The organism is Kangiella sp. (genome assembly GCF_014762745.1).
Taxonomy (GTDB): Bacteria; Pseudomonadota; Gammaproteobacteria; order Enterobacterales; family Kangiellaceae; genus Kangiella.
Genome location: NZ_JABURJ010000133.1, coordinates 1 through 18,837 on the forward strand (window position 1 = coordinate 1; position 18,837 = coordinate 18,837).

23 protein-coding genes and 1 pseudogene are annotated in these 18,837 nt (G+C 45.4%); 5 read left to right on the top strand and 19 right to left on the bottom strand.

What is annotated here, in order from left to right; translation table 11 throughout:
• Positions 1-234: 234 nt before the first annotated feature.
• From rplT to thrS, 4 genes are all read right to left on the bottom strand, one after another.
• Positions 235-594 (bottom strand): 50S ribosomal protein L20, encoded by a 360-nt coding sequence (gene rplT / locus HUJ19_RS11465; RefSeq protein ID WP_018624520.1) that lies wholly within the window; start codon positions 592-594, stop codon positions 235-237.
• A 15-nt stretch (positions 595-609) separates the two neighbouring features.
• Positions 610-807 (bottom strand): 50S ribosomal protein L35, encoded by a 198-nt coding sequence (rpmI, locus tag HUJ19_RS11470; RefSeq protein ID WP_015780731.1) that lies wholly within the window; start codon positions 805-807, stop codon positions 610-612.
• A 154-nt stretch (positions 808-961) separates the two neighbouring features.
• Complete coding sequence (gene infC, locus HUJ19_RS11475) at positions 962-1,495, bottom strand: translation initiation factor IF-3 (RefSeq protein WP_367274014.1); 534 nt, start codon at positions 1,493-1,495, stop codon at positions 962-964.
• A gap of 25 nt (positions 1,496-1,520) precedes the next feature.
• Positions 1,521-3,440, bottom strand: a complete 1,920-nt coding sequence (gene thrS / locus HUJ19_RS11480) for a threonine--tRNA ligase (RefSeq protein ID WP_290624335.1) — start codon at positions 3,438-3,440, stop codon at positions 1,521-1,523.
• Between the two features lie 265 nt (positions 3,441-3,705).
• Here thrS and HUJ19_RS11485 point away from each other — a divergent pair, with 265 nt between their 5' ends.
• Complete coding sequence (locus tag HUJ19_RS11485; RefSeq protein ID WP_290624336.1) at positions 3,706-4,158, top strand: GFA family protein; 453 nt, start codon at positions 3,706-3,708, stop codon at positions 4,156-4,158.
• A gap of 106 nt (positions 4,159-4,264) precedes the next feature.
• Here HUJ19_RS11485 and HUJ19_RS11490 read toward each other — a convergent pair whose 3' ends face one another.
• The 13 genes and pseudogenes from HUJ19_RS11490 to gloA form a co-directional block, all read right to left on the bottom strand.
• A complete protein-coding gene (locus HUJ19_RS11490; protein WP_290624337.1) occupies positions 4,265-4,846 on the bottom strand; it encodes a hypothetical protein in 582 nt (193 codons plus the stop codon).
• A gap of 190 nt (positions 4,847-5,036) precedes the next feature.
• Complete coding sequence (locus HUJ19_RS11495; RefSeq protein ID WP_290624338.1) at positions 5,037-5,795, bottom strand: sulfite exporter TauE/SafE family protein; 759 nt, start codon at positions 5,793-5,795, stop codon at positions 5,037-5,039.
• A gap of 38 nt (positions 5,796-5,833) precedes the next feature.
• Entirely contained in the window at positions 5,834-6,538 is a 705-nt protein-coding gene (locus HUJ19_RS11500) for a pirin family protein (RefSeq protein WP_290624339.1), read from the bottom strand.
• 100 nt (positions 6,539-6,638) lie between these two features.
• Positions 6,639-6,833: a CPXCG motif-containing cysteine-rich protein gene (locus tag HUJ19_RS11505; protein ID WP_290624340.1), complete on the bottom strand. Its 195-nt coding sequence runs from the start codon at positions 6,831-6,833 to the stop codon at positions 6,639-6,641.
• A 36-nt stretch (positions 6,834-6,869) separates the two neighbouring features.
• Positions 6,870-7,871 (bottom strand): diguanylate cyclase, encoded by a 1,002-nt coding sequence (locus HUJ19_RS11510; RefSeq protein WP_290624341.1) that lies wholly within the window; start codon positions 7,869-7,871, stop codon positions 6,870-6,872.
• Positions 7,872-8,109: 238 nt separating this feature from the next.
• Complete coding sequence (gene chrA / locus HUJ19_RS11515) at positions 8,110-9,435, bottom strand: chromate efflux transporter (RefSeq protein WP_290624342.1); 1,326 nt, start codon at positions 9,433-9,435, stop codon at positions 8,110-8,112.
• A gap of 96 nt (positions 9,436-9,531) precedes the next feature.
• Positions 9,532-9,911, bottom strand: a pseudogene (locus tag HUJ19_RS11520) (VOC family protein).
• A gap of 21 nt (positions 9,912-9,932) precedes the next feature.
• Positions 9,933-10,058, bottom strand: a complete 126-nt coding sequence (locus HUJ19_RS11525; RefSeq protein ID WP_290624344.1) for a DUF2474 family protein — start codon at positions 10,056-10,058, stop codon at positions 9,933-9,935.
• Positions 10,058-11,089 (bottom strand): cytochrome d ubiquinol oxidase subunit II, encoded by a 1,032-nt coding sequence (cydB, locus tag HUJ19_RS11530; protein ID WP_290624345.1) that lies wholly within the window; start codon positions 11,087-11,089, stop codon positions 10,058-10,060. Before cydB ends, HUJ19_RS11525 begins: the two co-directional genes overlap by 1 nt.
• Entirely contained in the window at positions 11,086-12,519 is a 1,434-nt protein-coding gene (locus tag HUJ19_RS11535) for a cytochrome ubiquinol oxidase subunit I (protein ID WP_290624346.1), read from the bottom strand. Before HUJ19_RS11535 ends, cydB begins: the two co-directional genes overlap by 4 nt.
• Before the next feature lie 283 nt (positions 12,520-12,802).
• Entirely contained in the window at positions 12,803-13,348 is a 546-nt protein-coding gene (locus HUJ19_RS11540; RefSeq protein WP_290624347.1) for a transposase, read from the bottom strand.
• Between the two features lie 99 nt (positions 13,349-13,447).
• Complete coding sequence (locus HUJ19_RS11545; RefSeq protein ID WP_290624348.1) at positions 13,448-13,849, bottom strand: hypothetical protein; 402 nt, start codon at positions 13,847-13,849, stop codon at positions 13,448-13,450.
• A 9-nt stretch (positions 13,850-13,858) separates the two neighbouring features.
• Positions 13,859-14,263, bottom strand: coding sequence for a lactoylglutathione lyase (gene gloA / locus HUJ19_RS11550; RefSeq protein WP_290624349.1), 405 nt, complete (start codon positions 14,261-14,263; stop codon positions 13,859-13,861).
• A 111-nt stretch (positions 14,264-14,374) separates the two neighbouring features.
• On the opposite strand from gloA, the gene pyrC reads away from it, so the two are divergent.
• Entirely contained in the window at positions 14,375-15,415 is a 1,041-nt protein-coding gene (gene pyrC / locus HUJ19_RS11555; RefSeq protein WP_290624350.1) for a dihydroorotase, read from the top strand.
• Complete coding sequence (gene rnt / locus HUJ19_RS11560) at positions 15,408-16,010, top strand: ribonuclease T (RefSeq protein WP_290624351.1); 603 nt, start codon at positions 15,408-15,410, stop codon at positions 16,008-16,010. The genes pyrC and rnt overlap by 8 nt, the downstream gene beginning before the upstream one ends.
• An 8-nt stretch (positions 16,011-16,018) precedes the next feature.
• On the opposite strand, the gene HUJ19_RS11565 is transcribed toward rnt, so the two are convergent.
• Positions 16,019-16,267 (bottom strand): hypothetical protein, encoded by a 249-nt coding sequence (locus tag HUJ19_RS11565; RefSeq protein WP_290624352.1) that lies wholly within the window; start codon positions 16,265-16,267, stop codon positions 16,019-16,021.
• A gap of 176 nt (positions 16,268-16,443) precedes the next feature.
• Between HUJ19_RS11565 and HUJ19_RS11570 the strand changes: the two genes are divergently transcribed.
• Both HUJ19_RS11570 and HUJ19_RS11575 read left to right on the top strand, forming a co-directional pair.
• Positions 16,444-17,460: an isoaspartyl peptidase/L-asparaginase gene (locus HUJ19_RS11570; RefSeq protein ID WP_290624353.1), complete on the top strand. Its 1,017-nt coding sequence runs from the start codon at positions 16,444-16,446 to the stop codon at positions 17,458-17,460.
• A 28-nt stretch (positions 17,461-17,488) separates the two neighbouring features.
• Entirely contained in the window at positions 17,489-17,917 is a 429-nt protein-coding gene (locus HUJ19_RS11575; RefSeq protein WP_290624354.1) for a hypothetical protein, read from the top strand.
• Between the two features lie 318 nt (positions 17,918-18,235).
• Here the strand turns inward: HUJ19_RS11575 and HUJ19_RS11580 are convergent.
• On the bottom strand, positions 18,236-18,837 hold a 602-nt coding region (locus HUJ19_RS11580; protein WP_290624355.1), incomplete at its 5' end, for a peroxiredoxin C.

An 18,837-nucleotide genomic window follows, 5' to 3' on the forward strand; every position in this document is an offset into this window, starting at 1 on the left:
TCAGCCTGCGAAATAATCTCTTGTAAACTGGAGTCCTGTTGACTCGTACCCTGTGTATCGACCATGAGAATTCTCGTTGTTAAGTGCTATGTCTATAAGTGACTCTGAAATAGTCTCAAATTGAAACTGCAATAAAAAAAGGAAGAGCATTTCTGCCCTTCCTTTTTACTTCAATCGCTCGTCACCCGAGGGCGACTAAAATACTCTTCTCGTTAAAGAACAGTTATCAGCTTATTAAGCTTCAAGGGCAGATTTAGCTTGGTCTGCAAAAGCAGCAAATGCTACTTTATCAAAAACCGCTAATTCTGCTAGCATTTTACGATCAACTTCAATGTTTGATTTTTTCAAACCATTGATAAAACGGCTATAAGACAAACCGTGTACACGAGCTTCAGCATTGATACGAGCAATCCATAAAGCACGGAATTGACGTTTACGCTGACGACGGTCACGATATGCATATTGACCCGCTTTGATAACAGCTTGTTTGGCTACACGGAATACACGACTACGTGCACCATAATAACCTTTAGCTTGCTTTAAGATTTTCTTGTGACGCGCATGGGCAGTCACACCACGTTTTACTCTTGGCATCTCTTAATCCTCACCTTAACCGTTTGGCAACATACGATCGATTGAACGTGTGTCAGCAGCATCAACTAATTTAGCGTGACGTAAATGACGCTTACGCTTAGTAGATTTCTTGGTCAGGATGTGACGCAAGTGTGATTGTTTGTGCTTGTAACGGCCAGAAGCAGTTTTCTTGAAACGCTTCGATGCACCGCGGTCAGTTTTCATCTTTGGCATAGTAATATACTCGCATTGTTACCCGCCATGGCCATTGCTTTAAATTATGCAATCGTTTGAGCGCATGACTAGTTACTAAAACGGACAGCTCAGTGGTTACACCGTGCTGCCCAACCTATGAAGAATGTAAGTGCTCTTGCGAGACTCTTCTTACTTACTTCTTCTTTTTGGGGCCAATCACCATCGTCATCTGACGACCTTCCATTGAAGGGCGGTGTTCAACTGCTCCATATTCTTCCAGGTCTTTTTCGACACGCTTCAACAACTCCATTCCGAGTTCTTGGTGCGCCATCTCACGACCACGGAAGCGAACAGTTACTTTCGCCTTGTCCCCGTCTTCCAGGAAACGTATCAGGTTGCGTAGTTTTACCTGATAATCTCCTATGTCCGTCCCTGGGCGAAACTTGATTTCTTTAACGTGAGTTACTTTTTGTTTTTTCTTAGCAGCAGCTTTCGCTTTCTTCTGCTCAAAAAGGAACTTACCGAAATCCATAATTTTACAGACTGGAGGATTCGCATCAGGCGAAACTTCCACTAAGTCCAGGCTAGCTTCTGCAGCTTGCGCCAGGGCTTCTTTGATTCCTACTACACCGACATTTTCGCCGGTGGCGTCTATCAGGCGAACTTCTTTCACCCGGATATCTTCATTTATGCGCTGTCTGTCGGAGCGCTTATCACCTTTTCTGATGGTAATTTTCCTCTTTAATTAGTGCCTAGTCAGCCTTTCTGGCTCGCTTCGCAACTTCTGCTTCTAGCAACTCAGCAAAGGCTTCAATACTCATGCTACCTAAGTCTTCCCCATCTCGGGTACGGACTGCAACATGGTTATTTTCGACTTCTCTATCACCGACCACTAACAAGAATGGCACGCGTGCTAGAGTCTGCTCGCGAATTTTAAAGCCGATCTTCTCATTTCTCAAGTCCGAATTCACTCTAAATCCTTTATTTTTCAAGGATTCGACCACTTTTTCGCAAAAATCGGCCTGTTTGTCGGTAATATTCATGACAACAGCCTGAGTTGGCGCCAGCCAAGCAGGGAACTTTCCAGCGAATTCTTCAATCAAAATACCGATAAATCGTTCGAGTGACCCCAAAATGGCTCGGTGCAACATCACCGGAGTTTCGCGCTCGCCACTTTCCGCCACATATTCTGCGTCTAAGCGACCCGGCATTGAGAAGTCAACCTGAATAGTACCACATTGCCAGTGTCGCTCGAGACAATCTTTTAGTGTGAACTCAAGTTTCGGACCATAGAAGGCACCTTCACCCGGCTGGTATTCAAATTGGATGTCGTTGGCTTTCAGCGCATCGGCCAGTGCCGCTTCGGCTTTGTCCCAGACTTCATCCGAACCCACACGCTGCTCTGGGCGAGTCGAAAGTTTAACGATAACGTCGGTAAAGCCAAAGTCGGCGTAGACGTCATATAGCATTTCGATGAACTTGGACACCTCTTCCTGAATCTGATCTTCCGTACAGAAAATGTGTGCATCGTCCTGCACAAAGTTGCGCAGACGCATGATGCCGTGCAAGGCGCCGGATGGTTCGTTACGGTGGCAAGAACCAAACTCGGCCATGCGCAATGGCAGGTCGCGGTAACTTTTCAGGCCTACGTTGAAAATCTGGACGTGGCATGGGCAGTTCATTGGCTTGATCGCATAATCACGCTCATCTGATTTCAGCGTAAACATATCGTCGCCAAATTTGTCCCAGTGACCGGATTTTTCCCACAAGGAGCGATCAACCATCTGTGGAGTTTTTACTTCCTGATAATCGTGCTCTTTCAGGCGTTCGCGGATGTATTGCTCAAGCGTTTTATAAATAGTCCAGCCTTTATCGTGCCAGAAGATCATGCCCGGCGCTTCTTCCTGAATATGGAACAGATCGAGAGCCTTGCCGATTTTACGGTGGTCGCGCTTTTCCGCTTCTTCCAGACGATGCAAATAGGCTTTCAGATCTTTCTTGTTAGTCCAGGCAGTACCATAGATACGCTGCAGCATCTCGTTGTTTGAGTCGCCGCGCCAATAAGCACCGGCAACCTTCATCAACTTGAAGGCTTTTAGTTTCGAAGTGGAAGGAACGTGCGGGCCACGGCACAGGTCGATGAACTCGCCCTGGCGATACAAGGATAAAGTTTCGTTCTGCGGAATCGATTCTATGATTTCAGCTTTGTACTCTTCCCCCATATTACGGAAGAAGGCAACTGCCTCATCACGCTCCATTTCTGTGCGCTCAACCTGTAAGTTCTCTTTTGAGATCTTCTCCATCTCTTTCTCGATGGCACGCAGGTCGTCTTCAGTGAAGGGCTGATCTGTCGCAAAATCATAGTAAAAGCCATTGTCGATTACTGGCCCGATGGTGACCTGAACGTTATCAAATAGACGCTGTACGGCTTGCGCCAAGAGGTGAGCCGTTGAATGGCGGATTACTTCCAGACCATCTTCATCGCGCTCGGTGATGATTGCTAAATCTGCATCGTTTTCGATGACAAAGCTGGTGTCTACCATTTGACCATTCACTTTGCCAGCTAATGCAGCTTTGGCTAATCCGGGACCTATGTCGTTTGCAACGTCATAAACTGAGACTGCGTGGTCGAATTCACGCTTACTTCCATCAGGTAATGTAATTACAGGCATTTTACTCTCTCTTTCGAATATAGCCCCTACGAATGGGCTATTACTCAATCGGTTAGTTAATTGTAATAAGCGAGCAGAACTAGTGAAAATTCCAGTCGCAAAAAGCACCCGTCAACCTGGATTAGAGGCTGATTGAGGTGCTGAATGTGAAATTATCGGGGAATCCGATGAATATATGCAATAGGATATAGCAAAAAGCCCTATAAAACATTAGCTTTTATGGATATTCTTATCATTTTTAAAGCTGTTTAAGGAAATTACCGCTATGAGCTATGCAACTGCCCAATGTCTGTGTGGAAAAACAGGAATCAGCGCGCCCAATTTGGGCGACAGTATAGGCGCCTGTCATTGTGTCATGTGTCGCACCTGGTCGGGTGGCCCCATGCTGGGCGTGGATGGTGGCGAAGGGCTCATTCTAGAGAACGAAGCGCACATCAGCGTTTATAAATCATCCGAGTGGGCTGAACGCGGATTTTGTAATGTGTGTGGCACTCATCTTTTCTACCGCCTCGTAGATAGCGACAAGTATTACATTCCGGTTGGACTGTTTGCTGATAATGACAAGTTCCATTTCGATGAGCAGATCTATGTTGAGCAAAAGCCGCATTACTATGACTTTGCCAACAAGACCAAAATGATGACCGGTGATGAAGTGGTTTCAGAGTATGAAGAACAAAGTGCTGAGAAGACGCCCGATGATTTGAAGAGTTATCCATAAATTATAGGGCAACCACATTGGGCTGCCCCTACCAAGAGCATAATGAACCAACAGCATTCAGCAACCGCCTAAGCATTTAGTAGGCCCCCTTGAGAGCTTGCCAAACTTAGTTTACTGTTTGATTACTTTGGGTGTAGGCTTCGGTACGGAGCAGTTCAACTTGAGTTATTTTTTCCTCAGATTCGGCTTTTGAAATCACGCCCTGCTCGTATAACCACTTAAATTTATTAATTTCAACTTCAGGTTCATTGTCAGGATTAATATCTCCATACCAACTTTTCAGTTGATTTTTTCGTCGGCTCTTTAATTCTTCTAACAAAAAGTCATGCTTTTTATCCTGAATCAGAAAAATACTACCTTTTTCCGTTGCAAGTACTGTGTATTTAACCTTAGTGTAGTGAGCATATAACACACAAGCCAGCCCTATCCAGGCCCAAAATGATCCGGCCAACACATCTTGAGTAAAGTACTTATAAATTGCACTGCCAATCCCCAAAATCATCCAGAGATATCCTACGTTTCTCAGCCATTCATTTTCTTCAATTCGAATAGAATGCTTCGAAGGTAAGTCCGCATAGTTATAATCTACATCACCGGAACCAGTTTTATCTTTGTAGGCGAAATTAAACCTCTCTTCCTCAAGAGTAAAGGTATGTGTCACCGGCCCTTTCTTTTGAATGATTTCCATACTTAAATGCTCGCTTATTTTTTATATTAATCAGTTTTATCAGGCAAAAGCCAAGCTTCGAATTCTGCCTTATTGAAGGGGAAGAAGCAAGCAGCCTCCTTTGTGCAGGCCTTACTAGACATGGTTAGAAGGGCTTTCTAACTGTTTTTTCCGGTTAATAAACTTCAGCTTTTACTATTTCAATTTGAATCTAAATCAACTCACTCAAGGCTGAGTAAATTAGCTTACAACCCAGTCCAAACAGGAGCACGTAAATAATATTGAGGAAGGTTTTCTGCGGTAAATGGGCTTGTAGCCATTTGCCCAGTGCGACGCCGATTAAAGCGACAGGTATCAGGAGCGTGCCTTGCCATAGGGTTTGTTGGTTGAATTGCTCCAGGGCGATGTAGGGATAGAGTTTGAACAGGTTGATGGCGGCGAAGAAGTAGACTGCGGTGGCGAGGAATTCGCTGCGTTGTAGTTTTTGTTTGAGCAGGAACATGTTGAGTGGCGGGCCACCGGCATGGGCGAGGAAACTGGTGAAGCCTGCGCTGGCTCCAGCAACCGCTCCTAAAATTGCATTGGGTTTATGTTGCTGCTGTTTATTTTCTTGCTTGGACCACAGTTGAATGACTACAAAGGCGATAGCAATGACGCCGAGTAACAGTCGTATCCAGCCTTCGGAGAGTTGGTCGGCGGTGGCATAACCGATTGCAACACCGATAAGCGAAGCAGGAATCAATGCAATTAACAATTTTCGATTGTATTGTCCCCACCAAAGTTTGACGCTGAAACCATCCATGATGATCAGCAGTGGCAACATTAAGGCGATGGCCTGCAAGGGTGGCATGACTAATGACAACAGCGGTACGGCAACCGCGCCTGCACCACCGGCAAACCCCGATTTGGAGATGCCTGTGATGAGAACAGCGATTACCGCTACGCTCCAGTATAGAATAAACTCAATCAACGAATATCCTTATGATTTTGGCCCACTGACTCTTGAGCTTAGCTTAAAGGCGCCATATCAAAAATCAGCACCTCGGCTTTGTCACCATTGGCTAGCTCGATAGTAGCTCCGGCGTCAAAGCCAGCGCCATCGCCTTGGTTAAGATCCTGCCCATTAACCTGTACGCTTCCTCGCGCCACATGTAACCATGCTTTGCGTTTTGCGGACAACTGATGGGTTGCTGACTCTTCACCGTCAAACAAGCCTGCGTAGATATCCACATCCTGCCCAATGGTTACCGAACCATCACGTCCATTCGGCGAAACCACTAACTTTAATTGGCCTCTCTTCTCATCAACACTAAAGGCTTTTTGCTCATAACCGGGCTTTGTGCCCTGCTCCGCGGGTAAAAACCATATTTGCAGAAAACCTGTGGTGTTTTCCTGGTCATGATTGAACTCACTGTGGGTGACGCCTGTTCCAGCCGACATGCGCTGTACTTCGCCGGGACGAATAACGCCATCATTACCCATGCTGTCTTTATGCGCCAGGGCACCTTCCAGAACATAGGAGACAATTTCCATGTTCTGGTGTCCGTGGGTTTGGAAACCAGCACCAGCTCTTACTTTATCATCGTTAATCACCCGCAAGCTTTCATAACCCATAAACTTAGGGTCGTAATAATGCCCGAAGGAAAAGGTGTGCGAGGTATTCAGCCAACCGAAGTCAAAGTTTCCACGCTCATTAGCTCGACGAATTAACATAACAAACTCCTTAAATTGGGTTTACAGGAGTCAGTTTAGGCTTAGTCTGCAATAACCTCAACGCATAGAAATCAATACTAGTTATGCAAAATAATTATAACTATTCGTTGTCGGTCATTGTCATGATGCTGACATCTTCGCCATCAGCCGAGACTTCAACCTGAAACTCAATAGGTCGGCAGCAGACCTGACAATCTTCGATATACGACTGTTGCATAACAGAGGGATCAATAAGAATGGTTTGCGGCTCACCGCAATAGGGGCAAGTTACTCTTTGTTCAATTTGTCTAGGCATAAGCCATTCTGGATCAGCCTGATATGACTTGGCAAGTCAGGAAGCAGGTTTCATTGCCGTTGCTTCGTCAGCTTCATAACTGACCACTTCGATCCGATTACGACCTGTGCGCTTGGCTTGATACATGGCCACATCCGCATCGCGGGTGAACAAAGAGGAACTGGCTCCTTGCGGGGGGATGCCGTAGCATACACCGGTACTGATAGATATATAGGGATGTACCGCGGAGTGTTTGTTTTCGATTTTTAAGTCAAGAATTGACAGGCGTAAACGTTCTAAATGTTGCAAAAAGCATTCAACACCATTTTCCAAGGTTGCAACCACAACGAACTCTTCGCCACCAAAACGTGCGACCAGGTCCGCTTTACGTGAGAAACTTTCAGCAATTGTGTCGGCAACGGCTTTTAAAGCTCTATCACCTTCAAGGTGGCCATAGTGATCGTTATATAACTTAAAACTGTCAATATCGATAAAGACCACTGCCATGGTTGCTTCCAACCTTTGATGAACAGCCCATAAACGACTGAGCTCTTCCTCGAAATAACGACGGTTGTGCAAACCGGTCAAGGCATCGCGGCTGGCTAACTCTTCCAGCTCATCCTTTTTATTCTGCAAAGTTTGCTGTTTTTGCTGAATAGTCTGTTCGTTTTTGACTCTGTCGGTAACATCCTTCTGTACACCAATGTAATGCGTTAACTCGCCGTTTTTCGAGAGTATTGGCGACAGACTTAATTCATTCCAGAATGATTCGCCCGATTTTTTGTAACTAAGCATGGTGATCTGGCAGGACTCCCGATTAGAAACCGCTTTTGCAATCACTTCATTTTGAGCTTGATGTTCTGCGTCATGATTAAGAAAGAAGCATTCTTTACCAATCACTTCTTCAGAGCGGTAACCCGTTAGAGTTTCAAAGGCTGTATTGACAAAAATGATCAAGCATCGCTCTTCTTTGACTTCCCATATCACAACACCCTCCACCGTAGCTTTCAAAGCGGCAGCCAGTAAGTCTGATGAAATAGGACCAGTGTTTTGTACCATGCTCAAAATATCAATTAGAGTAAAAGGCAAGCTCGAAGGAGGCAAGGAAGACCTAGTGGCCCTCGCCATCAACTCACTGCAATTTATCCACAATTATGCTTAGTGAGCTTTTAACAAAAATACCCAAGTCCCTAGGAAACGCTGGTTTTATACCAGAACTTGATTAATTTTAACACAGTTAATTTGTAGGGATATTCCGTAAAGCAGGATGGCTTGATTTAAGTCAATGTTAAGCCAATTAGCTAACCAGCTCCAAAGTCATACCTAAAACACCACAAATAGCAACTAAAGGAATGATTGGTAATCTGACCAGAAATACCATCAACAAGGCTAAAACCGTCAGGGCAAAAGCAGGCAAATCCAAACTTGAAAGCTGAGGCAGTGTTAAGTCCACTCCATACTGAGCAATCTTATGCTGCTTTTCGAATAATGCATTGATACCAAACCAAAGGCCCAGATTAGCGATCACACCAACCACGGCAGCGGTCACAGCCGACAGCGCTGCAGCAATGGATTTTTTGCCATGTAATTTCTCAATGTAAGGAGCACCTGCAAAGATCCATAAGAAGCACGGTAAGAAAGTGACCCACACTGTAAGTAGTGCGCCAAGAGAGCTCATCCATAAACTTGGCTCAAGCCCGGCCTCTCTATATGCAGCTAAAAAACCGACAAATTGGGTCACCAGAATAAGTGGGCCAGGCGTGGTTTCAGCTAAACCCAAGCCATCAAGCATCTCACCAGGCTGCAACCATTGATAATGCTCAACACCCTGCTGAGCAACATAAGCAAGAACCGCGTATGCACCTCCGAAAGTTACCATTGCCATTTTGGAGAAGAATAGCGCAATTTCTGTAAAAACATTATTTGCACCAAACGCATAATAGAAGCCAGCGACGGTCACTATCCACAAAACCGCACAGGTTATTGCGGTACGCTTTGTGCCAACCCAATGACTCTGTAAGTTAGTGGGAAGGTCAGTTATTGATTGTTGAGAGTGATTATCCTGCGGCGACTTAGCACTATCAAAACTGAAAAAGCGAAAACTGATAAAACCAATGATGCCTGCTCCAAGAACCACTAGAGGAAAAGGTAGGTTAAAAGCAAATAAAGCTACGAAACCCGCTGCAGCAAGCCAGTAATGAAGTTGACTTTTAAGCGCCTTGCCCGCAATCCGAATTAATGCCTGAAAGACGATGGCCAATACAGCAGCTTTCAGGCCAAGTAAGAGGCCTGACATTAACTGCAAATCGCCATAGAGCACATACAACCAGGACAGGCCAAGAATCATCAACATGCCTGGCAAAATAAATAAAGTGCCAGCGACTAAACCACCCTTCACACCGTGAAGCAACCAGCCCACATAAGTCGCCAACTGTTGTGCTTCGGGCCCTGGCAGCAACATGCAATAATTCAGCGCGTGTAAAAATCGCTTTTCATCCAGCCACTTCTTTTCATCCACAATGATATTGTGCATTAATGAAATTTGCCCGGCAGGACCGCCGAAACTCAGGAAGCCAATTTTAAGCCAGACCCAGAAAGCTTCGCGAAAAGAGATTTGGTTCATAAGTAATGTTCAATTGTTAAAACTACAAACCCTAGCAGGCCATTATGACTTTTTTATGACTCTCAATCTATGCAAAATACCGTTTATGCTCGAGAGTTAGCTGCTTATTTCAACGCGCCAGGGTGGGGTCAGGCGATTCTCGCCGCCCAATAGAGCTTGATTTTATTACCACTGGGATCGAAAAGAACAGCCTCTCGCCATAGATAGCTCATGTCAGTTGGCATTTGTTCAAATTCAAAACCTTTTCCAATCAGTTCATCTACCCACTTGTCCAACTCCTTATGCTCAAAGTAGATGGTTGCTCCCGAACCTTTGGCTTGTGGCTCCAACATGAGCGAAAAAGTTGAGCTGCCTTCAGGGCATTCAAATCGTGCGTAGTGTGGCGAGTCGACAATTTGCAGGAATCCCATGCGACGATAGAACTCAGTAGCTTTCGCTATATCATTTACAGGTAAAGTGACTTGATTAAGGTTCATAGGCGTATTCCTGCCAATTCGTTATCCCAGAAATAATCTGATGCCAAAGCCAATTGCAGCAAGAGTTAAAACACCGGCCAGCCATAAGCCAATAAACCAGAGCGCTTTTTGCCACCCTGGTTTATCCTGAGCCTGCTTGTCACTCATTAGTGATAGGCCTCATTAGCTTTGACTTTTCCGCGGAACACCCAGTAAGCATAGGATGTGTAGCCGATGATTATAGGTAACAATGCAGCGGCGCCCACCAGCAGGAATTTTAAACTATCATCCGGAGCGGCTGCTTGCCAGATAGTAATCGACGGCGGTACCAGATTAGGATAGAAGCTGATTAGAATGCCGATATAACTCAGTACAAACAGACCAATCGCATACATAAATGGACTGGTTTCACGACCTCTATGTAAACCATAAAGCAATTTAAAACCGCAAAAAACGACGGCTACGGGAACTACCATTAAATAATACACATTTGGTGCATCAAACCAGCGATGCAAGTATTGCTGTTCGATAAAGACCATCCACAGACTGATGATGCCAATGAAGAACAAAGTCAGCCAGGCGGCGATTTTAGCAAATTGAACTGACTGTTTCTGTAGCTCGCCAGTGGTTTTCATGTTGAGCCAGGCTGCACCCAACAGCACGTAACCCACCGCCAAGGCAATGCCGGTTGTGATGCTAAATGGCGTTAACCAATCCCACCAACCGCCAGCATAGGCACGATCAGCAACGGTAATGCCCTGCACCAAGGCACCGAGTGCGATGCCCTGACATAAAGTAGCTACTAGTGAGCCAAGGAAGAAACCGCGATCCCACCAGTCTTGCGAGTTTTTGGTACGCCAGTGAAACTCAAAGGCCACGCCGCGAAAGATCAAACCGAGCAACATTAAAATGATCGGCATGTATAGGGCTGGCATTATCACTGCATAAGCTAATGGGAATACTGCAAAGAGCCCACCACCACCGAGCACCAACCAGGTTTCATTGCCATCCCAGATGGGTGCCACTGAGTTCATGGCCGTTTCTTGATCGGTTTTGCTTTTGATAAAAGGGAATAAAATACCGATGCCCAGATCAAATCCGTCGAGGATGATATAGGCGAGCACTGCAAAGGCAATTAGCCCAGCCCAGATCATAGCGAAATCTATTCCAGAAGACGCAATCGTCATAGAATCAATCATTGGTCACCCTCCCTTTTTTTGCCATCTGTTGTGCCGTCTGATTTGCTGGCCACCCGATTGGATAGAAACACGGTAGTTTCCGAATCGTCATCGACTTCGATGACTTGCGATGGTCGTTTACTCATCAAGCGCATGGTGTACCAGACACCCGCGCCGAACACGATAAAGTAAACCATCATAAACGCGAGTAATGAGGTGGCGACAGCTGGTGCGTCTAGCGGCGAAACTGAGTCGGCAGTTTTTAGCAAACCGTAAACCGTATAAGGTTGGCGCCCTACTTCGGTGACAAACCAGCCAGCCAGCGTTGCGATGATGCCTGACGGAGCGAACGCAATGGCTACTCGTAACAGCATGGGCGAATCATAGAGCTTCTTGCGAGCGCGTAAATACAGACTCCATAAACCTATCGCAATCATGCCCATACCAATCGCCAGCATGATGCGGAAACTCCAGAATACAATCGGTACATTCGGCCATTCATCCTTGGGGAACTGATCTAGCCCAATCAATTCTCCGTCAGGATCATGGGTCAGAATCAAGCTGGCCGCTTTGGGGATTTTGATGGCGTAGTCAACAGTCCCTGTTTCACTATTCGGCAAACCAAATAAATACAATGGCGCGCCCTTTTGGGTTTGGTAGTTGCCTTCCATTGCCGCGACTTTGGCAGGCTGATGCTCCAAGGTGTTGAGTCCATGCAGATCACCAATCAGCAACTGCAAAGGTGCAACCAGGGCTGCCATCCACATCGCCATGGAAAACATTAAACGCGCCACTTCATTGCGCTCACCTTTCTTGCGGGCCTTGAACAAATGCCAGGCACCGACGCCCCCTACCAAAAAAGCCGTGCTTAAGAAAGCCGCCGTTGTCATGTGTGCTAACCGGTAAGGAAATGAAGGGTTAAAGATCACCTCGAACCAATCTGCGACAATAAACTGCCCAACCTCATTAATGGCATAGCCAGTGGGCGTTTGCATCCAGCTGTTAACGCTCAAAATCCAGAAGGCCGACATCAAGGTACCGATCGAAACCATTAGCGTTGCGAAGAAATGCAAACCTTTGCCGACCTTGTTCATACCAAATAACATGACACCTAAGAAACCGGCTTCAAGGAAAAAGGCTGACAGAACTTCATAGCCCATGAGGGGGCCGAGGACAGGACCAGTTTTATCAGAAAAGACACTCCAGTTAGTGCCAATCTGATAGCTCATCACCACGCCTGAGACCACGCCCATGCCAAATATGATGGAGAAGATTTTGAGCCAATATTTAAAGGTGGCGAGGTAAACCGATTTGCCGGTTTTCAGCCAGAGGCCTTCAAGAACAGCGAGATATGCAGCTAATCCGATGGATAAGCCAGGAAAGATAATATGAAACGCGATGGTAAAAGCGAATTGGATTCTCGCCAGCAGCACAACATCGAGCAGCTCCATCCATAACCTCCTTTATTTAAAGAGAGAATTGACCCAGGTCAAGGCTAAAATCATCTTACCGCCCAGCTCATGAAATACAAGAAGCTTCGTAGGATATTTAGTATGGAAAAGTCAAATTAGGATTAGTTTTTGTATGGATAAAGTGTTGGTAGCTAGATCGATCATTTACGTAATAAGTCAGGACTTGATAAATTGATGGGTTACGCTACGCTAACCCATCCTATAGTAGTTTTGGAGTTCATTTTATAGGATGGGTTAGGCGGAAGGCGGAAGCCGTAACCCATCACCCGACTTCGCCAAAATTAAGGTCACCTACCAACTCAAGAGGACTTTCACCCCCCCAATCTGCTGGAAGTATTCCTCTTTTAACATCCCTATGAAAACTTGAATACGGCCAATCAACAACTCGTTTCACATGACCATGCTTAACTGGATTAAAGTAACAGTATTCAATGTGCTTTCTATAATCCTCTTCATCAGTAATAAGATGCGCCCAAAACCGTCTTTGCCATATTCCTCTTTCTTTTTTGGAAGCTCTAGATGGCGTTATCGCCCCGGTATAGCTAATGCCCCTAGAGAAATAACTTTTAATCAAACGAATTATTGTGGAGTAGTTTTGATTAATATCTGAGAACGTCAGTAAACAATGAAAGTGTTCAGGTAGGACCGTTATGGCTTCAATTGTAAATGGATATTTAGCTACCACTTTTTTAAAAGCATGTCTTAACAAGCTAATATTTTCGGTTAATAGCTTAGATTTTCGATTAGCTAAGTTGACCGTGAAAAAATAGGTGCTATTTGGATTATAGATCCTTCTGTAATTAGTCATTCCTTTGACTCCAACGTATTATTCGATGGGTTACGCTGCGCTGGGTCTGACCCAATGGGTAAACCCATCCTATGACTGACTAGACAACCCTCAATAGTATTATTCGTTATTTTCAGATTTCTGATCCTTGCCAATAAACCACTCGAAGAACACATGGCTGTTCAGATAACCGCGAAAACCAATCAGATAAACTACAACCAGCAAGGTATAGACCATTGCCAAGAAACCGCTCAATGTTAGGAAGTCTTTAGCGATAATCATTAAATTAAGCGCTTGTAAAAGCGTAACAACATACAACATCGCACGCATAAATTTCCATAAAGGTTTTGCTTTGAACACAATGATCAAATTGCTGACCAGCATCCCTCCAAGCAGGGTCCAGTGCGCCAGAGCAATCAGCATTTCACTACTGGATTGAACATAAAGACGATACAGTAACCATAAAGCTATCAATATGATCACTGTATTAATCAATAAAACAATTTTAGTACTTTTAGGCATTTTTAATCTCTAGTTCGTCGATTGCTTGTTATGTCTATCTTCTAATAGTTCTATTTTGTATCCATCCGGATCTTCGACAAAAGCCAAAACGGTTGAGCCATGTTTCATCGGACCTGGCTCGCGTGTCACTTTACCACCAGCTTGACGAATCTTTTCACAGGCCTCATACACATCATCAACTGCGATAGCGATGTGACCGAAAGCGTCCCCTATCTCGTAATCATCCGTATCCCAGTTATGAGTCAATTCAAGTACGGTATTGTCTTTTTCCTCGCCATAACCAACAAAAGCCAGTGTGAAACGACCTGATTCATAGTCATGCTTTCGAATCAGTTTCATGCCTAACACGTTGGTGTAAAAGTCTAATGATTTGTCCAAGTCTCGAACACGAAGCATGGTGTGTAGAATTCTCATGATTCCTCCGGGGTTATTTGTCGGTTACGCTTTAGTTGCATGCGTGAGTTGCGTATAATAGCGGGCCATTATAGCAAGTAAATGGTGAAGCGCCTTTAAAGGCTCAAATTTATGCAAAGCATTACGATTACTCGTCCAGATGACTGGCACATCCACCTGCGTTCCGGCGCAGCCTTGCAACATACGGTTAAAGATGCGGCGCGTCAATTTGCCCGCGCCATTGTCATGCCCAACCTGGTTCCGCCAGTTACCAACGTTGAGCAGGCCAAAGATTATCGTGACTGTATTTTACGCTACAAAAGTGACAGCGCCGATTTTGAGCCATTAATGACTCTCTATTTGACTGACAATACCTCAGTCGAAGACATAGAAGAAGCGGTTGAGTCTGGCTTTGTCAAAGCCTGCAAACTCTACCCTGCTGGCGCAACAACCAACTCAGACTCTGGACTGACCGATATTGAAAAAGCCTACCCGGTTTTTGAAAAGATGGCTGAGCTTGGCTTGCCTTTGTTGGTTCATGGCGAAGTGACATCTCCTGAGATTGATGTTTTCGATCGTGAAAAGGTGTTTATTGATACCAAGTTGCGTCCGATTATCGAGCAGTTTCCTAATCTCAAAGTCGTGCTAGAGCATATCACCACCAAAGATGCGGTGGAGTTTGTCTCATCGCAGGGACCTAACGTCGCAGCTACTATTACGGTACACCACTTGCTACTCAATCGTAACGACATGCTGGTCGGCGGTATCCGCCCTCACCTTTATTGCCTGCCGATTCTCAAGCGCCAAGAGCATCAGGCAGCATTAATTGCCGCCGCCACGTCAGGATCGCCTAAATTCTTCCTCGGTACTGACAGCGCTCCACACTCCAAAGACAAAAAAGAAAATGCCTGTGGCTGTGCTGGAGTTTATACCGCCTACTCTGCCATTGAGCTCTACGCCGAAGCGTTTGAACTTAATGATGCACTTGATAAGCTTGAAGGCTTTGCCAGTTTCTATGGCCCTGACTTCTACGGACTACCACGTAACACTGAAACGATTACACTGGTCAAAGAGTCATGGAAAATGCCGAAAAAACTATGCCTTGGCAACGACACTCTTGTGCCATTCCGAGCGGGTGAAACTATCGAGTGGAAAGTTAGAGACAATGCATAATTTGAGTATGAAGGAGCGCTTTCGAGGCTTCTTCCCAGTCATTGTCGATGTGGAAACTGGTGGGTTTAATGCGGCAACCGATGCTCTGCTGGAGCTGGCCGCTGTCACTACTACTTTTGATCAAGAGGGCAAGCTGGTTATTCACAATAGCTATCACTTCAATATTGAACCCTTTGAAGGCGCCAATATTGAGCAGAAAGCATTGGATTTTACCGGTATTGATCCGAGCAATCCGCTCCGCGGTGCGATTTCGGAACAAAAAGCCCTGAAAGGATTGTTTAAAGATCTGCGCACCGAACAGAAGGACGCAGAGTGTAATCGCTGCGTTTTAGTAGGTCACAACTCCTGGTTTGACTTGAGCTTTTTGAATGCCGCAAGCGAGCGAGCTAACATCAAGCGCAATCCCTTCCACCCTTTCACCAGTTTTGATACTGCTTCTTTGTCGGCTTTAATGCTGGGGCATACAGTATTAGCCCAGGCCTGCGATCTGGCTGGTATTGAGTTCAGCCAGAAAGAAGCCCATTCAGCCCTGTATGACGCGACCAAGACAGCAGAGCTCTTTTGCTTGCTGGTTAACCGGGCAAATCAATTTTAAGACTAGTCTCATCCGCCGCTGTAAAGACAGCGGCCACACAGCTCTTCACAGGTCATCTGCAAAATTAACGCCTTCTCAACCAGCTTAAGCCGCTCCGGGTTGGCGTAACTTAATTCCTCATAACTGACTAGCCCTGAATCAAACAGCTCCCTTAGCCTGCGCCCTTTCCAACAAGCCACAACCGCTCCAGAAGCTCGTTCAACTAATTGTAATTCCGGTTGCGGCTTATCTAGCCAGGCATTAATCATATAAGTCATTATTATCTTTCCACTAAAAATAAAGAACACCTTTGCAGATGAGAATAATTATCATTTGTATATATTGCAATAGCCTTCTCTCTTTTTTTTAAAAAGTTCACAGGTCGGGGTGCATTCCGATTAAATTGCCCTTATGCTTAGGGGAATAAATTCAACTCAATATGGTTAAATTAACGATGATAAAACAAGCGCTTACCGCTATAACCCTGCTGGCTGGATTAACAGTTGGAGCTAACGCTATGGATAAACCTTCAAAAGCCAAAACCGCCATAGTAATCCATGGTGGCGCCGGAACTATCTTAAAGTCGAAGATGACGCCTGAGATTGAGCAGGCTTATATAGAAGCCCTGAAGCATGCTCTGAAAACCGGTCATGCCATTTTAGAACAAGGCGGCTCCAGTACAGACGCAGTCAAGGCGACAATCGTAACCATGGAAGACTCACCGCTGTTTAACGCCGGCAAAGGGGCAGTGTTTACCCACGAAGGCAAAAATGAGCTGGATGCATCCATTATGGTCAGTGATGATTTATCCGCTGGCGCGGTTGCTGGCGTCAGCCATATCAAGAATCCCATTCTGCTAGCTGATAAAGTCCGCACTGACTCCAAGCATGTATTGATGGCGCGCGAAGGCGCTGAAGAATTCGCCAAAGAACAGGACTTTGAGCTGGTCGACCCCAAGTACTTCTTCACCCAGAACCGCTGGGATCAACTGCAAAAGATTCTCAAAGAAGACCCAGATAAAATGCAACTTTCGGAAGACGAAGCCAAAAATTCTAAGTTTGGTACCGTTGGCGCGGTCGCGCTTGATCAAGCTGGTGTCATTACAGCAGGCACATCCACTGGCGGCATGACCAATAAACGCTATGCGAGAATTGGCGACTCCCCTATCATTGGTGCTGGCACTTATGCCAATTCACACTGCGGCATTTCAGCAACCGGACATGGCGAGTATTTTATTAGAGCTGCTGTTGCGTACGACATTTGTGCTCTGGTCGAGTATAAAGGTGAGAGCATCCAAAATGCCGCTGATATCGTTATTAACGGGAAGCTGGTAAAAATGGGCGGCGACGGTGGCGTTGTGGGTTTAGACAAAGATGGCAACATCATGATGAGCTTTAACACCCCGGGAATGTACCGTGGCTCAATTGACGTTGATGGCAATATCACCATCGAAATTTATCAGGATAAATAAACAGCAACAGGCGTAGACAGGAGTTGATATGAAGCTTAAACCGATAGCAATAACCGCCCTCTTTTTGTTAGCAACTCTGTTATACGCCTGTAATGACGACTCATCGCAGAGCACAGCCTCTGAGAGCAACAATAACGATGAAGATATCGCCACCCTGGAACCTTACCTTGACGAACAGGTTTTCGAAACACACAGCAATGGCGAACACAAAATTGGACTTTATTCGGAAACCAATGGGCAGGGAACGTTTGAAGACTGCAAAACTGGAAAGACATACGCCATTGATATCAGTAAAGATGCGAGCCTACTCCATTCGAGCTATAGCTCATTAGTCAAAACAAACGGGCAAAAGCTGCTGGTAGAAATAATAGGTGAAACTCTAATGAATAAAGAAGATCTGGAAACCCTACAGCCACAGATCTTATTAGGAGTGATCCATAAACACACCTGCAACTAACTTCTCACCCTTCAGACCAGCTTAGTCCCAAGTACTGGACACAAAAAACCCAACAAAACTGCAGTTTTTTTCATCAACCTAATTACGCATGAAAATGGTTCAAGTTCGAGGCGTCTGACTGTTTTCAGCGGAGCTTACCAACTAGGTATCGAGCAAAAAAAAGCCCAGCAAAACTGCCAGGCTTTCTTACATGTAATTACCCAGGAAGGTTTTTCTTAGACGAGGCAAAACAGAATTTAGGGATGGGAGTTTGCTAAAAGCAAATGACCAGTTTTAAATTCTGTTTTAACAAAGTATAAGGAAAATCTAACAAGTAATTTATAGTTTGTCAGCTGATTCGGACAAGTACTTCGCCACACCTTCAGGCGTCGCATCCATACCTTTATCACCTTTGTTCCAACCGGCTGGACAAACTTCACCGTGCTCTTCGTGGAACTGAAGCGCGTCGACCATACGGATCATTTCGTCTACGTTACGACCTAGCGGAAGGTCATTGACTACTTGATGACGGACTACACCATCTTTGTCGATTAGGAATGAACCACGGAATGCTACGCCTGCTTCTGGATGCTCAACATCATACGCTTGGCAGATTTCGTGCTTAACGTCTGCTACCAGCGTGTAACCTACTTGACCAATACCACCGTTTTTGATGTCAGTGTTACGCCATGCGTTGTGTGTGAAGTGAGAGTCGATTGACACACCGATCACTTCCACGCCACGCTTTTTGAACTCGTCTAAACGGTGATCAAATGCGATTAGCTCTGATGGGCATACGAATGTGAAGTCTAGAGGGTAGAAGAATACTACGGTTGGCTTGCCTTTGGTGGCTTCTGCGAAGTTGAAGTCTTCAACGATCTCGCCGTTGCCTAATACTGCTGCTGCTGTGAAGTCTGGTGCCTTACGGCCTACTAATACTC

Excerpts from the sequence above, each read along its gene's own strand:
- rplT (WP_018624520.1), bottom strand. The coding sequence starts at position 594 with ATGCCAAGAGTAAAACGTGGTGTGACTGCCCATGCGCGTCACAAGAAA.
- rpmI (WP_015780731.1), bottom strand. The coding sequence starts at position 807 with ATGCCAAAGATGAAAACTGACCGCGGTGCATCGAAGCGTTTCAAGAAA.
- thrS (WP_290624335.1), bottom strand. The coding sequence starts at position 3,440 with ATGCCTGTAATTACATTACCTGATGGAAGTAAGCGTGAATTCGACCAC.
- HUJ19_RS11485 (WP_290624336.1), top strand. The coding sequence starts at position 3,706 with ATGAGCTATGCAACTGCCCAATGTCTGTGTGGAAAAACAGGAATCAGC.
- HUJ19_RS11490 (WP_290624337.1), bottom strand. The coding sequence starts at position 4,846 with ATGGAAATCATTCAAAAGAAAGGGCCGGTGACACATACCTTTACTCTT.
- HUJ19_RS11500 (WP_290624339.1), bottom strand. The coding sequence starts at position 6,538 with ATGTTAATTCGTCGAGCTAATGAGCGTGGAAACTTTGACTTCGGTTGG.
- HUJ19_RS11505 (WP_290624340.1), bottom strand. The coding sequence starts at position 6,833 with ATGCCTAGACAAATTGAACAAAGAGTAACTTGCCCCTATTGCGGTGAG.
- HUJ19_RS11510 (WP_290624341.1), bottom strand. The coding sequence starts at position 7,871 with ATGGTACAAAACACTGGTCCTATTTCATCAGACTTACTGGCTGCCGCT.
- chrA (WP_290624342.1), bottom strand. The coding sequence starts at position 9,435 with ATGAACCAAATCTCTTTTCGCGAAGCTTTCTGGGTCTGGCTTAAAATT.
- HUJ19_RS11525 (WP_290624344.1), bottom strand. The coding sequence starts at position 10,058 with ATGAGTGACAAGCAGGCTCAGGATAAACCAGGGTGGCAAAAAGCGCTC.
- cydB (WP_290624345.1), bottom strand. The coding sequence starts at position 11,089 with ATGATTGATTCTATGACGATTGCGTCTTCTGGAATAGATTTCGCTATG.
- HUJ19_RS11535 (WP_290624346.1), bottom strand. The coding sequence starts at position 12,519 with ATGGAGCTGCTCGATGTTGTGCTGCTGGCGAGAATCCAATTCGCTTTT.
- HUJ19_RS11540 (WP_290624347.1), bottom strand. The coding sequence starts at position 13,348 with ATGACTAATTACAGAAGGATCTATAATCCAAATAGCACCTATTTTTTC.
- HUJ19_RS11545 (WP_290624348.1), bottom strand. The coding sequence starts at position 13,849 with ATGCCTAAAAGTACTAAAATTGTTTTATTGATTAATACAGTGATCATA.
- gloA (WP_290624349.1), bottom strand. The coding sequence starts at position 14,263 with ATGAGAATTCTACACACCATGCTTCGTGTTCGAGACTTGGACAAATCA.
- pyrC (WP_290624350.1), top strand. The coding sequence starts at position 14,375 with ATGCAAAGCATTACGATTACTCGTCCAGATGACTGGCACATCCACCTG.
- rnt (WP_290624351.1), top strand. The coding sequence starts at position 15,408 with ATGCATAATTTGAGTATGAAGGAGCGCTTTCGAGGCTTCTTCCCAGTC.
- HUJ19_RS11565 (WP_290624352.1), bottom strand. The coding sequence starts at position 16,267 with ATGACTTATATGATTAATGCCTGGCTAGATAAGCCGCAACCGGAATTA.
- HUJ19_RS11570 (WP_290624353.1), top strand. The coding sequence starts at position 16,444 with ATGATAAAACAAGCGCTTACCGCTATAACCCTGCTGGCTGGATTAACA.
- HUJ19_RS11575 (WP_290624354.1), top strand. The coding sequence starts at position 17,489 with ATGAAGCTTAAACCGATAGCAATAACCGCCCTCTTTTTGTTAGCAACT.